The organism is Streptomyces sp. NPDC002886 (assembly GCF_042888445.1).
Lineage (GTDB): Bacteria > Actinomycetota > Actinomycetes > Streptomycetales > Streptomycetaceae > Streptomyces.
In genome coordinates, this window is sequence record NZ_JBIAPV010000001.1 from 90,638 (window position 1) to 105,345 (window position 14,708).

Annotated in this window: 14 protein-coding genes; 8 read left to right on the plus strand and 6 right to left on the minus strand. The window is 72.1% G+C overall.

Annotated features, from left to right (window positions below; all coding sequences use genetic code 11):
- Positions 1–176: 176 nt before the first annotated feature.
- From ACFYYB_RS00350 to ACFYYB_RS00360, 3 genes are all read right to left on the minus strand, one after another.
- Positions 177–845, minus strand: coding sequence for a hypothetical protein (locus ACFYYB_RS00350; protein ID WP_389432274.1), 669 nt, complete (start codon positions 843–845; stop codon positions 177–179).
- Positions 846–905: 60 nt separating this feature from the next.
- The gene (locus tag ACFYYB_RS00355) at positions 906–1,811 is read right to left on the minus strand and encodes an RNA polymerase sigma-70 factor (RefSeq protein WP_389433428.1); all 906 of its coding nucleotides are present in this window, start codon (positions 1,809–1,811) and stop codon (positions 906–908) included.
- Positions 1,812–2,098: 287 nt separating this feature from the next.
- Complete coding sequence (locus ACFYYB_RS00360) at positions 2,099–2,464, minus strand: iron chaperone (RefSeq protein ID WP_389432276.1); 366 nt, start codon at positions 2,462–2,464, stop codon at positions 2,099–2,101.
- Positions 2,465–2,590: 126 nt separating this feature from the next.
- Here ACFYYB_RS00360 and ACFYYB_RS00365 point away from each other — a divergent pair, with 126 nt between their 5' ends.
- Genes ACFYYB_RS00365 through ACFYYB_RS00375 form a run of 3 tightly spaced genes read left to right on the plus strand, consistent with a single transcriptional unit; the run spans position 2,591 to position 4,256 of the window.
- Positions 2,591–3,037, plus strand: a complete 447-nt coding sequence (locus ACFYYB_RS00365; RefSeq protein WP_389432278.1) for an SRPBCC domain-containing protein — start codon at positions 2,591–2,593, stop codon at positions 3,035–3,037.
- Entirely contained in the window at positions 3,034–3,405 is a 372-nt protein-coding gene (locus ACFYYB_RS00370) for an ArsR/SmtB family transcription factor (RefSeq protein ID WP_389432279.1), read from the plus strand. The genes ACFYYB_RS00365 and ACFYYB_RS00370 overlap by 4 nt, the downstream gene beginning before the upstream one ends.
- An 8-nt stretch (positions 3,406–3,413) precedes the next feature.
- Positions 3,414–4,256, plus strand: a complete 843-nt coding sequence (locus tag ACFYYB_RS00375) for a class I SAM-dependent methyltransferase (RefSeq protein WP_389432280.1) — start codon at positions 3,414–3,416, stop codon at positions 4,254–4,256.
- A 126-nt stretch (positions 4,257–4,382) separates the two neighbouring features.
- Here ACFYYB_RS00375 and ACFYYB_RS00380 read toward each other — a convergent pair whose 3' ends face one another.
- Together ACFYYB_RS00380 and ACFYYB_RS00385 are read right to left on the minus strand one after the other, a co-directional pair.
- Positions 4,383–4,922 carry a rhodanese-like domain-containing protein gene (locus ACFYYB_RS00380; protein WP_389432283.1) on the minus strand — a complete coding sequence of 180 codons (540 nt, stop codon included), beginning with the start codon at positions 4,920–4,922 and terminating at the stop codon, positions 4,383–4,385.
- Positions 4,923–5,044: 122 nt separating this feature from the next.
- The gene (locus ACFYYB_RS00385; RefSeq protein ID WP_389432284.1) at positions 5,045–6,088 is read right to left on the minus strand and encodes a helix-turn-helix domain-containing protein; all 1,044 of its coding nucleotides are present in this window, start codon (positions 6,086–6,088) and stop codon (positions 5,045–5,047) included.
- A gap of 274 nt (positions 6,089–6,362) precedes the next feature.
- Here ACFYYB_RS00385 and helR point away from each other — a divergent pair, with 274 nt between their 5' ends.
- A complete protein-coding gene (helR, locus tag ACFYYB_RS00390; protein ID WP_389432285.1) occupies positions 6,363–8,537 on the plus strand; it encodes an RNA polymerase recycling motor ATPase HelR in 2,175 nt (724 codons plus the stop codon).
- A 62-nt stretch (positions 8,538–8,599) separates the two neighbouring features.
- Here the strand turns inward: helR and ACFYYB_RS00395 are convergent, their stop codons facing one another.
- Positions 8,600–10,135, minus strand: coding sequence for a cellulose binding domain-containing protein (locus ACFYYB_RS00395; RefSeq protein ID WP_389432286.1), 1,536 nt, complete (start codon positions 10,133–10,135; stop codon positions 8,600–8,602).
- Positions 10,136–10,456: 321 nt separating this feature from the next.
- Here ACFYYB_RS00395 and ACFYYB_RS00400 point away from each other — a divergent pair, with 321 nt between their 5' ends.
- The 4 genes from ACFYYB_RS00400 to ACFYYB_RS00415 all read left to right on the plus strand — a co-directional run bounded on the left by ACFYYB_RS00400 (position 10,457) and on the right by ACFYYB_RS00415 (position 14,705).
- Positions 10,457–11,056 (plus strand): acyltransferase, encoded by a 600-nt coding sequence (locus ACFYYB_RS00400; protein WP_389432287.1) that lies wholly within the window; start codon positions 10,457–10,459, stop codon positions 11,054–11,056.
- A 435-nt stretch (positions 11,057–11,491) separates the two neighbouring features.
- On the plus strand, positions 11,492–12,661 hold the full coding sequence (locus ACFYYB_RS00405) for a hypothetical protein (protein ID WP_389432288.1): 1,170 nt from the start codon (positions 11,492–11,494) through the stop codon (positions 12,659–12,661).
- Positions 12,658–13,449, plus strand: a complete 792-nt coding sequence (locus ACFYYB_RS00410) for a WecB/TagA/CpsF family glycosyltransferase (RefSeq protein WP_389432290.1) — start codon at positions 12,658–12,660, stop codon at positions 13,447–13,449. Before ACFYYB_RS00405 ends, ACFYYB_RS00410 begins: the two co-directional genes overlap by 4 nt.
- Positions 13,449–14,705 (plus strand): nucleotide sugar dehydrogenase, encoded by a 1,257-nt coding sequence (locus tag ACFYYB_RS00415; protein ID WP_389432291.1) that lies wholly within the window; start codon positions 13,449–13,451, stop codon positions 14,703–14,705. The genes ACFYYB_RS00410 and ACFYYB_RS00415 overlap by 1 nt, the downstream gene beginning before the upstream one ends.
- The last annotated feature ends 3 nt before the right edge of the window (positions 14,706–14,708 follow it).

Sequence of the window (14,708 nt, forward strand, 5' to 3'; positions counted from 1 at the left end):
TGCGTTGGGGTTCGGATGCGAGGTACCCGCGTCGCGACCCCGCACCCCGGCTTCCCCTCCCACCGCCACACGTACGGTCCCCCGGCGCACCGCATTCGGCCGGTGGCCGCGGCTGTCCACCCCGCCGGGCCGGCCACCCCGCCGGGCCGGCCGCGGCCCGCGCCACGGGGCCGCGTCTAGTAGGGGCCGCCGCGGAACAGCACGCTGCCCTGGTGGCGAGGGCGGTCGCCCCGTTCGTGGGCCGCGTCGGAACGGTCGGCGGGGGCCGCGAGTCCGGCGAGGGTCCGCAAGGTCTCCAGACCGGCCATGACCTCGTCACGGCGTGCCGCGGACTTCATCCAGGCGGGCATCCTGGCGAACATCGACAGGGTCGGAGAGGTGTGCCGCTCGCGCAGCCGGGCGCCCACGTAGGCGGCGAGGGCGTCGACGTGCTCCTCGTCGTAGGCCCACAGGATCCGTCCCGCACAGCGGGTCTGCAGCCAGAGCGGACGCCGGAAGAAGGGGTCCTCGGTGCCTCCGACCGAGACCCCGACCAGCCCGGCGCCCCGCTCCTGGGCCGACCAGTCGGCCGTCGCTCCGCATGCCGCGCAGGCGAGCCTGCGGGGCTGGAAGAGCAGGGAGCTGAAGTACTTCGGCTTCGCGAGGCCGGGCCGCGGCAGGACGAGCGCACGGCCGCCGCACCGCGGACAGACCACGAGCACCCGGCCGGTGAACTGGACCAGCCACGTGCCGTGGTCCTGGTGCCGGACGGGTCCGGCGGGATCGGCGGGCACGGCCGGTACGGATTCGGCCGGCAGGGGTACGGGTGCGGCGGGATCGGAGCCCATGGAGGGGAGGGACGGCATGGACGCCATGCTGCCAGCCCTCCCCCGCCGGGCGCCCACCACCCGGCAACCACCCACCCCTCACCGCAGGGTGGGTGTGGTCTCCGTGTCGACGTGGGACAGCTTCTCCGGGTTGCGGACGAAGTAGAGGCCCGTGACGCGGGTGTCCTCGACGCGGACGGCGATGACTCCGTCGAGTTCTCCGTCCACGTGGACGGCCAGGGCCGGAGTGCCGTTGACCATCGTGTGGACGAAGGAGAGCCCGATCCCGGCCTTCCCGGCCTTGCCCGTCATGCCGGTGAACAGGCGGGCCACATGCAGGGCGCCCACGACCGGCCGCAGTGCGGCGTGCTTGATGCCGCCGCCGTCGCCCATGTAGACGACCTCGGGGGCGAGCACGTCGAGGAGGCCCTGCAGGTCCCCGGTCTCGAACGCCCGCTGGAACAGTTCCACGGCCACCCGCGCCTCGCTCGCGGAGACGGCCTGGCGGGGGCGGCGCGCGTCGACGTGCTTGCGGGACCGGTGCGCGATCTGCCGGACGGCCGCCGGCGTCTTGTCGACGGCTGCCGCGATCTCCTCGTAGTCGAGGCCGAACACCTCGCGGAGCACGAACACGGCCCGCTCGGTCGGCCCGAGCGTCTCCAGGACCAGCATCATCGCCATCGACATGCTCTCGGCCAGTTCCACGTCCTCGGCCACGTCCGGGGTGGTGAGCAGCGGCTCCGGCAGCCACTGGCCGACGTAGGCCTCCTTGCGGCGGCTCATGGTGCGCAGCCGGTTCAGCGCCTGACGGGTGGTGATCCGCACCAGGTAGGCGCGCAGGTCGCTCACCGTGTCCAGGTCGACTCCCGCCCAGCGCAGCCAGGTCTCCTGCAGCACGTCCTCGGCGTCGGCGGCCGAGCCGAGCATCTCGTAGGCGACGGTGAAGAGCAGGTTGCGGTGGGCGACGAAGGTCTCGGTCGCGGTATCGGGGGCCTGCGGGGGTATGTCCACAGCTGATTCTCTTCCGTCACATGCCGTCATGTTCCATCGGGTTCCGTCGGTACCGCTTCGGGTACCGCTCGTCTCAAGCCTTCTGTTCGGCGGCGCGATGCCCTCGCACACCGGCTCCTTGAGCTGCGCGTCCGGTCCGTCGGTGATGTGGAACCCGGGTGTTCTCGGCCATGGGTCCGTCTCCTTCGTTTCGAGGTTCCGGACACAAGACACCCGACGGCTATGAGGGGTTGTACTCGGAGTTCCTCTTCCGTCGTTCCCGGCGACCGGGGCCGCGCCGGTCAGCCGGCCTTCCCGGGGGCGGCGGCCGTGGCCCGCAGCAGGTCCCTCAGGAGGGCGAAGTCGATCTTCTCCGGTGTACGGAAGCGCAGGCAGACCTTGCCCACGTCGTGGTCCGCGAGCCGCTCCCCGAAGGCCTCGCGAACCTCCTCGCGCATCAGGTAGAAGGAGACGTACTGCTTCTGGCTCGCGAAGGCGATCTCCCCGACGCCGTCCCGCTCGTACACGGGCATCCCGTACGCCATCGCTTCGGTGAATCCGCGAAGCTCCGTACGGCACAGCTCGCGCAGGCGCACCAGCGCCTCCCTGCGCCCTTCGGGAACCTCCGCGAGGTACGCGTCCACGTCTTCAGCCCGGCTCTGCACCATGGGTCCGAGCCTAGGCGAACCCGCGCGACCCCTCCTGGCGCAACTCCACGGTTGCAGGACGACAGAGGACGTGCAACCCTGGAGTTGCACCGAATCACTCGATGGCTTGCGACGAAGGAGTCCCTGATGAACGCGGACCGGATCGAACGCGACACCCTGATCGAAGCGTCCCTGGAGCGGGTCTGGTCCCTGGTGGCCGAGCCGGGCTTCTGGGTGGCCGACGAAGGGAGCCTGGCCGGCACGGTGGCCCGGGAGGGCGAGTCGGTCGTGGCGAAGAACAGCGAGTACGGCGAGTTCCCGGTACGGGTGGAGAAGGTGGACCCCCCGACCTACCTGGCGTACCGGTGGGCCAGCGCCTTCCCCGGACAGGAGCTGCGCGCTGACAACAGCACCCTGGTGGAGTTCACGCTGAGCCGCGAGGGCGACAAGACGCGGCTGCGCGTCGTGGAGAGCGGGTTCGCGGCCCTGGCCGGGTCCGAGGAACTGCGCGACAAGGCGCTCAAGGACAACACCGGCGGCTGGCCGCAGGTGCTCGACGCCTTCAAGAAGCGCGTCGAACAACCGGCCGCGTGAGCGAGGAACCCCCCTCGGCCGACGAGGCGGTCGACCAGGTCCTCGTCGCACTGGCCGACCCGACCCGCCGCAGGCTGCTCGGCCTGCTCGCCGCTCACGGCGAGGTCACCGCGACCACCCTCGCCGAGGGGCTGCCCGTCTCCCGGCAGGCCGTGGTCAAGCACCTCGCCGTCCTGGACGCGGCCGGGCTGGTCTCCGGCAGCCGGGTCGGACGCGAGGTCCGGTACACCGTGCGGCCCGCGGCGCTGGACTCGACGGCACGGTGGATGGCCACCCTCGCAGCCGACTGGGACCGGCGGCTGGCAGCCGTCAAACGGATCGCCGAGGCGGCGGAACGGGATGCGGACCGGGGCGCCACGGACCGATAGTGGGAACTGTGAGCGACTGGCCGGAGGGAACCGGACGAGCCGAAGGACCCGGGGGAACCGGGTCCGGCGGCGCGGACCACGGCGACGGGCAGGAGCCCGTCGCCTGGTCCGGGCCGGAGGGCGCGCGGGCCTTCGCCTCCGTGGAGGCGGCCACGGACTGGCTGCTCGGGTATCCCTTCGTCTTCCGGGCCCTGGCCCGGTGGGTCGGCGACGGATCCGTCCTCGTGGACTACGGATGCGGGCCCGGCAAGGTCGCCGACCACGGAGCCCGGCTGCTCGGAGCGAAGGTGCTGGGCGTGGACACCTCCCCCGAGATGCTCGCACTGGCCCGCGGCGCGGGGACGGCGGTCGCCGAGTTCCACCTGGTCACGGACGGGCGCGCCGCCTGCCTGGCGGACGGCGGCGCCGACGCCGTCATGTGCAACCACGTCCTGGCCTCGCTCCCCACCGAGGAAGCGGTGCTCTCGGTGTTCCGGGAGATCCGCCGGATCCTGCGCCCGGGCGGCCCGTTCGTGCTGCTGGCCACCGATCCCGCGTGCAGCGGGACGGAGTACGCCTCGCTGAGCATCGGCGAGGCGGGTGCCGCGTACGGCCCGGGCGACGAGCTGCCCGTCCGGCTCCGGCGTACGGACGGCAGCTGGCAGGTGATGCCCAACCACGCCTGGCCCGTGGACTTCTACCCGGCCCTGCTCGAGCGGGCCGGATTCACCCTCCTCGTCCAGCACCGCCCGACGGTGGAGGAGGCCCTCGGCATCCCCGGGCTCGTCGACCCGGACCTCGCCGCCGGCCGCGGCTGGGCGGCCGAACGGGCCGGACCCCCGCTGGTGATCACCACGGCGCTGGCCGTCTGAGGGCGGGGGCCTCCCCAGGAACGGGGCCCTCCCAGGACACGGGCCCCTCCGAGGACACGGGCCCCTCCGAGGACACCAGCGCTTCCCGGAACACGGGCCCTTCCCGGAAACCGGACCGCGCGGCGGTCAGCAGGCGCAGGAGATGCCCGAGCGCGGGGCGGTCAGATCGTCGATCGCCCGCTGGTCGGTGCCCTGAGCCGTCTCGAAGGCGAAGCCCTCGCGGACCCAGTATTCGAATCCGCCGAGCATCTCCTTGACCTGGTAGCCCAGGCGGGCGAAGGCCAGCGCCGCCCGCGTGGCACCGTTGCAGCCGGGTCCCCAGCAGTACGTGACCACCGTCAGCGCCGGATCGATCAGCGAAGGCGCCAGCTCCGCGATCCGCGCGGTCGGAAGGTGCAGCGCCCCCGGGATGTGGCCCTGGTCCCAGGCGGCCTCGCTGCGGGAGTCGACCACCACCAGGCCGGGGACACCGGAGAGCAGGTCGGCCCGTACGTCCGAGACGTCCGCCTCGAAGGCGAGCCGGGCCGCGTAGTGGGCGGCCGCGACACCCGGAGCGGCGGCCGGGACGGAGAGGACGGCGCTGCTGATCTCGGACTGGGCGGTCTCGGACGGGGCGATCTCGGCGGCGATCTCGGCGGAGACGGTGGGCAGGACGGTCGCGGACATCGGGGAACTCCTCGTACGGGGTGAAGGGCGGGGCTCGCCGGCCGGGTGGACCCCCTTGCGGCGATGACTCCATCCTCTGCGCCCGCCACTCCCGCTACGAGTGGCGTAAACGCCTTCACTCGTCAAGATCCCGCCAGGTGTCCCGCCGGCGCCTCGGTGACCCTGACGAACGCCTTCCGGTAGGCCGTCGGCGTCGTCCGCATCTGCCGGGTGAAGTGGTGGCGGTACGTGGCGGTGGAATCGAAGCCGACCGCCGCGGCCACCTCGTCCACCGTCCCCTCGCCCGACTCCAGCAACGGCAGGCTCGCCGAGATCCGCTGGGAGACCACCCAGCGGATCGGGCTCACGCCGTTGCGACGGGTGAAGTGGCGGAGGAAGGAACGCTCCGACATGTTCGCCGCGCGGGCCAGGGCCGGGACGGAGAGCGGACCGTACAGCCGCTGGAGGGCCCAGGCCATGCTCCGGGAGATCCCGTCGTCGGCGCCGTCGGGGCCCATCTCCCCGACCGCCGCCTCGATGAACTGGGCCTGCCCGCCCTCCCGATGGGGCGGTACCACGAAGCGGCGGGCCACGGTGTTGGCGACGGCGGCGCCGTGATCGGCGCGGACCAGGTAGAGACAGAGGTCGATGCCGGCGGCGCTGCCCGCGCTGGTCAGTACGTCGCCGTTGTCGACGTAGAGGACGTCCGCGTCGACCTCCACCTCGGGGTGCTGTTCGGCGAGGGTGCGGGCGTAGCGCCAGTGGGTGGTGGCCCGGCGGCCGTCGAGGAGACCGGTCGCGGCGAGTGCGAAGGCACCGGAGCAGATGGAGACCAGGCGCGCACCCCTGGCATGGGCCTTGAGGAGGGCGTCGACCAGCGCGGGCGCGATGGCGCCCCCCGCCGGGGAGACTCCGGGGACGATCACGGTGTCCGCGGCGGAGAGGGCGTCGAGCCCGTGCTCGGCGCGGAGCGTGAACCCGCCCACCACGCGCAGGTCCCGGCCGGGTTCCGCCGAGCAGACCCGCAGCTCGTACCAGGGCAGGTCCCCCAGCTCGGGGCGGGCGAGGCCGAACACCTCGACCACCACGCCCAGTTCGAAGGGGGCCATGCCGTCGAAGGCGAGTACGGCCACCACATGGGCCGGAGCGGGCTTCGCGAGGTGAAGGGGTATGGCCTGGGACGTCATGGCCGTACTGTAACCAGCCGTCCCCGCCGGGCCTCATGGCGCCGAATCGGGCCGCACCGGGCCGCTGGAGGAGGGGCAACGGGTGGGAAGAGAGGGGCGAGGAGGAATTCACACTCCTTGCCACTTACAACATATAGCGCACTGGGGGGCTTGCGGCAAGGCCCCCGGCCTGGGGCAAAATCGCGGATCGAGGCCAGAACTTGCCGAAAAATGGGAGATTCGATCAGTGCGTGCTGATATGTCAGCTTTTGGAGTACACGGTTCCGTCGAGGCGATGGCGACCGCCACCAGTGCGTTCGAACTTCCCGACCACCTCTCCCCCAAGGCCGACCCGGCTCTCATCGAGGGCGACGAACGGCATTTCGCGGCCATCGCGCACTGCCTGGAGCAGACGATCGCCGAACTCTCCGACCGCCTGGAGGCCACGCGCAAGGCGCCCGGCGGCGTCGGCCGGGGCGCGATGGACCGCGATGCGGAGATCCACCGCCTGACCAGCCGGCTGCGCACCCTGCGCCGCTTCGGGCTGGACCTGTGCCTGGGGCACATCGTCCCCGCCGACGGCTCCGAGCCCGTGTACATCGGACGCCTCGGCCTCACCGACAGCGCGGGCGACCGACTGCTGCTGGACTGGCGCTCCCCCGCCGCCGAGCCCTTCTTCGCGGCGACGCACGCCGTCCCGATGGGTCTGGCGAGCCGTCGCAGGTACCGCTGGACCCGCGGGCGGATCAGCGACTACTGGGACGAGGTGTTCCGCGCGGACGGGCTCGAAGGGCGCGTCGCGCTCGACGACCAGTCCGCGTTCATCGCGAGCCTGGGCGGCAACCGGTCCGACCGCATGCGCGACGTGCTCGCCACCATCCAGACCGACCAGGACGCCATCATCCGGGCCGGATCCCGGGGTGCCCTGGTCGTCGACGGCGGACCGGGTACGGGCAAGACCGTCGTCGCCCTGCACCGCACCGCCCACTTGCTCTACTCCGACCCCCGGCTCGGCCACCGGCGCGGCGGCGTGCTCTTCGTCGGTCCCAGCCGGCCCTACCTGGCCTACGTCTCGGACGTGCTGCCCAGCCTCGGCGAAGAGGGCGTACAGACCTGCACCCTGCACGACCTCGTCACCGAGGGAGCCGCCGCGACGGTCGAGCCCGATCCGCGGGTGGCCCTCCTCAAATCGTCCGCCGGCCTGGTGAGGGCGATCGAGGCGGCGGTGCGCATCTACGAGGAGCCCCCCACCGAGGGGATCACCGTCTCCAGCCACTGGTCCGACCTCTGGCTGAGCGCCGAGGACTGGGCGGCCGCGTTCGAGGCGGTGGAACCGGGCACCCCGCACAACGAGGCGCGCGACCAGATCCTGGAGGAGCTGCTCACGATCCTGATGGAGCAGGACGACAGCGACGTCTCGCCCCAACTGCTGCGCCGTTCGCTGCTCCAGGACCGGGACCTGATCACCACCCTCGACCGCGCGTGGCCGATGCTCGACGCGGCCGAGCTCGTCGGAGACCTCTGGTCGGTGCCCGCCTACCTGCGCAAGTGCGCTCCGTGGCTCGGGCCCGAAGACGTGTCCCTCCTCCAGCGCGCCGACGCCCAGGCCTGGACGGTGTCGGACCTGCCGCTCCTGGACGCGGCCCGCCGGCGGCTCGGCGACGCCGAGGCCTCCGTGCGCAAGCGCCGCCACGAAGCCGCGGTGGCCGCCGAGCGGGCGCGCCGGTCCGAGGTCATCGACCGGCTGCTCCAGGACTCCGATATCGACGAGAGCCAGGGCGCGGTGGGGATGCTGCGGGGACGGGACCTGCAGGACGCCCTGATCGACGGGGACGCGCTGCCCGGCGCCGAACCCGACCTGCTCGCGGGCCCGTTCGCCCACATCGTCGTGGACGAGGCGCAGGAACTGACCGACGCCGAATGGCAGATGCTGCTGGCCCGCTGCCCTTCTCGGAGCTTCACGATCGTCGGGGACCGCGCGCAGGCCCGGCACGGGTTCACCGAGTCCTGGCGGGAGCGGCTCGAACGCGCCGGGCTCGACCGGATCGCCATGGCCTCCCTCGGCGTCAACTACCGCACGCCGGAAGAGGTCATGGCCGTGGCCGAGCCGGCCATCCGCGCCGCGCTCCCCGACGCGAACGTGCCCGCCTCCGTCCGCAGCAGCGGCATCCCGGTCACGCACGGCCGCGTCGCGGAGCTGTCCGCGGTCCTCGACGGCTGGCTCGGCTCCCAGGCCGACGGGGTCGCCTGCGTCATCGCCGGCGACGTCGGCGCCGTCACGCTCCCGGCGGCGACCTCGGAGGACGCCCGGGTCCGCGTGCTGACGCCGACGCTGTCGAAGGGACTCGAATTCGACCTGGTCGTCCTCGTCGACCCGGACACCTTCGGCGAGGGTGTCGAAGGCGCCGTCGACCGCTACGTCGCGATGACCCGGGCGACCCAGCGCCTGGTCATCCTCACCAGCTCCTGAACCGGCTGCCGGAGCGGCGGGCGGCCGTAAGCCCGGCCCGCCGCTCTCGGTGGCCCGCCGTGCTAGCGGAAGGCTCCGAAGGCCTTCGTGAAGGCCAGCGGCTGCTGGAGGATCGAGCTGCACGTCGCGTCCGCGTAGTTCACGACCCCGGCCGGGCACTGCCGGTCGCGGGTCGCGGACCACATCGCGAGCCTGCCGATTCCCTTCTCGCTCGCGAAGTCCACGAGCTGGGTGGCGTCGGCGACGGTGAAGATCTCCGTCGTGACGTCGTTGACACCGATCATCGGGGTGACGGCGACCGCCTTCCAGGCCGCCGCGTCGGAGAGGCCCAGTACGCCCTTGATCTGGGCCTGCGTGGCCGTGGCGGCCTGGATCGCGTACTGGCCCATGTCGCCGCTGTAGGCAGGGCCGTAGTCCATGGCCATGATGTTGACGCCGTGGATCCGCACGCCCTCCTTCTTCGCGTCCGCCAACAGGGCCACGCCGGGCTGGGTGAGGCCCTCGGGCATCACGGGCAGGGTGAAGGCCACGTCGAGTCCGGGGTGGGAGCCCTGGAGCAGGGCGATGGCCTGTGCGCGGCGGGTGTTGGCCGCGGTGTCGGGCAGGGCCGCGCCCTCGATGTCGAAGTCGACCTTGGTCAGCCGGTACTGGTCGACGACCTTGCCGTAGGCGGCGGCCAGTTCCTGGGCGGAGCGGCAGTTCAGGGCCAGCTCGTGCCCGGCGGCGCCGCCGAAGGAGACGCGCACGTCCCCGCCCTTCGCCCGCAGGGCCCCGATCTGCGCGGCGACCTTGTCGTCGCCGAGCCCGGTGACCCCGCCCCACAGCGGGGCGCAGCCGCCGCCGGAGGTGATGAAGGCGAGGTGGAACTCCTTGACGCCGGTCCGGGCCGCCGTGTCGACGAGGTCGTAGGCCGGGTACAGGGAGGTGTCCACGTACGGCGCGAAGCGTGCGCCGCCTGCCGGGTTCCCGGTCGGCGGCGGGGTCGTGGCGGTGGCCGTCGCGGTGGGCGGGGCGGGCGTGGTCGGCCGCCCGGAGGGCGCCGGGGGCCTGGGGCTCGCGGGAGCGCTCGTACCGGGCGTCGGCGCCGCCGTCGGCGCGGTGGTGGGGGCGCCCGTGGGGGCGGTGGTGGGGCGGCCGCCCGGAGGGGGTGTCGGGCCCTGGTCCGCCGAGCACTTCGCTCCGTTGATCCGGCAGGCCTTCGGGTTGCCCGGGGTGCCGCTCGCGCTCGTGACGAAGCCGATCGTGACGGAGGAACCCGCGGCCAGCTCCTTGTTCCAGGCCGCCGGCTTCACGGTGACGTGGCGGCCGGTGACCGTGTGCGAGGCGTTCCACAGGGAGTCGATCGTCGTGCCCGCGGGCAGGTCGAACTCCAGGGTCCAACCAGTCTGCGTCCGGGCCTTGTTGTTGGTGATCACGTACGTGCCGGTGTAACCGCCGCTCCAGGAGCTCGACTTCGTGTACACCGCGCCGACCGAGGAGGCCTGGGCCGTTCCGGTGAAGGCGAAGGCGGCGGCAGCGATCAGCACGGCCACCGCCGTCCCGCCCGCGGCCTTGGCCTTCTTGCTCGCTCTGCGCCGGTGACCGGTCGTGCTGCCCATGGCGTGCCTGCCTCTGCGTTGCTGGGGAGTTCGGGGTGCGGCAGCACGCTAGCCGTCCCGAAACGGACATTTGATCGATTCGGGGTGGTGGTGGCGAACCTTAGGTTCCACTTAAGGAAGCGATCGGGCGACCTTAAGGCGGCCGCCTCGAGACCGCGGGCCCGCTCCGGCCGAGGCTCCGTCAAGTCCACTCCGTGAACAGTCGGTTGATCTTCGGGGCGCGCGCGGCCGCTGCCGCATATGCTCCCTCCGTACCTCAATGCGACGTACATCCGTCCGACCCGCATCCGACCGCCTCGCGAGCCGTAAGGGGACCGCCCCGTGAGTGTCCGAATTCAACCCTCCTCCCAGGTCGACGAGACGGCCGAGCTCGGGGAGGGGACCACCATCTGGGATCTGGCACAGGTGCGGGAGGACGCCACGCTCGGCCGCGACTGCATCGTGGGACGCGGTGCGTACGTCGGTCCCGGCGTGCGGATCGGGGACAACGTCAAACTGCAGAACTACGCACTGGTCTACGAGCCCGCCGAACTCGGCGACGGGGTGTTCATCGGCCCGGCCGCGGTGCTCACCAACGACTTCTACCCGCGGGCCGTCGACCCCGACGGCCGGCAGAAGCGCGGCGGCGACTGGGAGGCGGCCGGGGTCGTCGTGGCCGAGGGAGCCTCCCTGGGGGCCCGGTCGGTGTGCGTCGCGGGGGTACGGATCGGGCGGTGGGCGCTGGTCGCGGCGGGCGCGGTCGTATCCCGGGACGTAGCGGACTTCGCGCTCGTGGCCGGGGTGCCGGCCCGGCGCATCGGCTGGGTGGGCCGGGCCGGGGTCCGCCTCGTGGAACGGAATGGCGAGCCGGGCGTCTGGGAGTGCCCGCGCACCGGCGCCCTGCACGACGAGATCGACGGAAGCCTGGCCGAGCGCAGCTGACGCAACGTCGGCGATTTGGGTCAATGGCATTTCCTCAAAACCACAATCAACGAACATCCTTGGGCATACCTTGTCCCTGTACACGGGATCTGAGCAGGCAACAGGCTGTGTTCAGTGGGGGGTTGTACACGACGAGGGCAACCACGGACGAGGTGACGGCCGGCGCGGGACCATGCGCCCATCCGCCGCCGCCGTCCGCGCGCGCCGATCCGGAATCCGTTGGAGGGGGATCCAGCGGACCCGGACGCTCGTGCCATCGGGGGGATCACACCGTAGGCACGCGCAGCGTCATGCGCAGTCCCCTCCACCGGACGACGACCGCCGGGTCTGTCCTAGGAACGACTTTTCAGAGGGGGTAGGTGTGTTGGAGCAGTACGGCTACAGCTCGGACATACACGGCGAGCAGGACGTACGCGGAACCGGGGTGGGATCCCGGTGACCGCCAGACGATTAGCAGCACTGGCCCACGAGGACCCGTCGCTGCACGCCCTTGCCGAGCGGCTGCTCGCACTGGCAGAGGCGGGGCTGCCCGAGATGTACCTGCCGGGCGCGGAGACCTTCGTCTTCACCCGCGTGGGGACCGTCTCCCCCGACGGCGCGAGGCGCGTGGAGCGGCGCGGTACCAGCACCCGGTACGCGGCCATCACCGCGCTCGGCGCGCGGTTCCTCCCCGAGGAGCGGCAGCGCCCCCTCTTCGGCGGCCTCAGCGCCGGGGAGTTCACGGCGCTCCTGGTGGAGCGGCTGCCCGCGGTGACGAACCTCGGCGACGCCGCGCTCATCGCCTGGGCCGCGGCCGAGACCGGCCATCCCAAGCTCGCGGACGCCGTGGCGAGGGTGGCCGAACTGGACGTCCCCGGGCGTCCGCAGTACACGGTGGAAGCCGCCTGGGTGCTGTCCGCCCTCACCGCGGCCCGCACCGCGGTGGACGTCGAGTACCGGCTGACCGCCGCCCGTGACCGCCTGCTGGCGGCCCGGGTCGGGGACGGCCCGCTGTTCCCGCACGCCACCGGGCCCGGGCTGGTCCCCGGATACCGCTCCCACGTGGCCTGCTTCGCGGACCAGACCTATCCGCTCCAGGCCCTGGCCCGGCTGCACGCCAGTAGCCCGGACCCTCAGGCCCTGGCCGCGGCCGACGCCTGCGCCGCCCGGATCTGCGCCCTGCAGGGGGACGGCGGACAGTGGTGGTGGCACTACGACGCCCGCACGGGCGGCGTGGTGGAGGGCTACCCCGTCTACAGCGTGCACCAGCACGCCATGGCCCCGACGGCCCTCTTCGACCTGGCCGAAGCGGGTGGCACCGACTTCGGCGCGGAGATCCGCCGGGGTCTGCGCTGGATGACGGAGGTGCCCGAGATCAGCGGGCCCGACGGCACCCCGCGCGAATCCATGATCCGCGAGGAATTCGGGGTCACCTGGCGCAAGGTCTACCGCGGCGACCCCGCGAAGGCCGTGCGCGCCGCCCGCGGACTCACCACCCGGGTCGCCCCGCGGGCCCGGCTGGCCCCGCTCGACCGGATCTTCCGCCCCCTGGCGGTGGACCGCGAGTGCAGGCCCTACGAGTTCGGCTGGCTGCTCCACGCCTGGCTCGGGGGGCTCGGCGGATGAAGCACAGACAGTCGCTCTTCGGAGTGTCGCTCGACCCCCTGACCATGGACGAGACGGTCCAGCGCTGCCTCGACGCCGTCGAGCGCGGTGAGCAGATCGAGATCGGCATGGTCAACGCCGCCAAACTGGTCAACATGCGCCGCGACCCCCGCCTCGCCGCGGCGGTCGCCGGCTGCGACCTCGTCCTGGCCGACGGCCAGGCCGTGGTCTGGGCCGGCCGCGTGCTGGGCGTCCGGCTGCCCGAACGGGTCGCGGGAATCGATCTGTTCATGCGGCTGCTGGCCGCGGCGGAGACCGCCTCGATCCCCGTCTACCTGCTCGGCGCGCGGCAGGACGTCATGGACCTCATGCTCGGCCGGATCGCCGAGCGGTTCCCCGCACTGAACGTGGCGGGCAGCCGCAACGGCTACTTCGAGGACTCCCAACAGGGCGGGATCGCCGACGCGGTGGCCGAGAGCGGGGCCCGCATGCTGTTCCTCGGCATGACCTCGCCCAAGAAGGAGATCTTCACCGCCGGCTACGGCAAGCGCACCGGATCCGACGTGGTGCACGGCGTCGGCGGCTCCTTCGACATCCTGGCCGGCATCACCAAGCGCGCCCCCCTGGTCTGGCAGCGGATGGGGCTCGAATGGTTCTACCGGGCCCTCCAGGAACCGCGCCGCCTGGGCAAGCGCTACCTCACCACCAATGCTGCCTTCCTCCTCATGACGGTCCGGGAACTCATCCGCCGCACACCGTCCACACCGTCTTCCACACCGCCTTCCGGTTCCGCGAAGAGGAGTCACTGATGCGCGTCGTCGTCGTGGGACAGGGATACGTCGGCCTTCCGCTGGCCATCAGGGCCGCCGAGGTCGGACACCAGGTGGTCGGCTACGACGTGGACGCGCGGCGGGTCAAGAGCCTCGCCTCCGGCGAGTCGTACGTGGAGGACGTCACCTCCGCGCGGCTGGCCAAGGCCCTGGAGCTGGGCACGTACCAGGCCAGTGACCAAGCCCGGGACTGCGGCGGCTTCGACGTCGCGGTCGTCACCGTCCCGACCCCCTTGCAGGACGGTGCCCCCGACCTGCGCTACATCGAGGAGTCGGCGCACACGCTGGCCCGGTTCCTGCGGCCGGGAGCCACCGTCGTCCTGGAGTCGACCACCTACCCCGGCACCACCGAGGAGCTGTTCGGCCCGATCCTGGAGGACGGTTCGGGTCTCACGGCCGGTGTGGACTTCCACCTCGGCTACAGCCCGGAACGCATCGACCCCGGCAACAAGGTGTGGGGCTTCCAGCAGACGCCGAAGGTGGTATCCGGCGTCAACCCCCTCTCGCTCAAGGCCGTGGAGACCTTCTACGCGGGACTCGTCGACACCACGGTGCCGGTGCGCTCCCCCAAGGAGGCCGAGCTGGCGAAGCTGCTGGAGAACACCTTCCGGCACGTGAACATCGCCCTGGTCAACGAGATAGCGATGTTCGCCCGGCACCTCGACATCGACGTGTGGCAGACCATCGAGGCCGCCTCCAGCAAGCCGTTCGGCTTCATGAAGTTCACGCCGGGCCCCGGCGTCGGCGGGCACTGCCTGCCCATCGACCCCTCGTACCTGTCGTGGCGGGTGCAGCGCGAACTCGGCCAGAACTTCCGCTTCGTGGAGCTGGCCAACGACATCAACAGCCACATGCCCGAGTACGTGGCGCGCCGCGTCATGGACGCGCTCAACGCCAAGCGCCGCTCGGTCAACGGCTCCCGGATCCTGCTGCTGGGGCTGGCGTACAAGAAGAACACCGGCGACGCCCGGGAGTCTCCCGCGGTACGCGTCTCCCAGCTGCTCCTGGACATGGGTGCCAAGGTGCGCGCCGCCGATCCCCACGTGGTGGAGAGCATCAAGGTCGACGCCCGCCTCTCGCGGGTGGAGCCGACCCGCAAGGAACTGGCCGCGGCCGACGTGGTCGTCCTGCTCACGGACCACGACTCCTTCGACTACCCGATGATCACCGAGCACGCCTCGCTGATCCTCGACTGCCGCAACCGGCTGTCGGGACCGACGGTGGAGGTGCTCTGACTC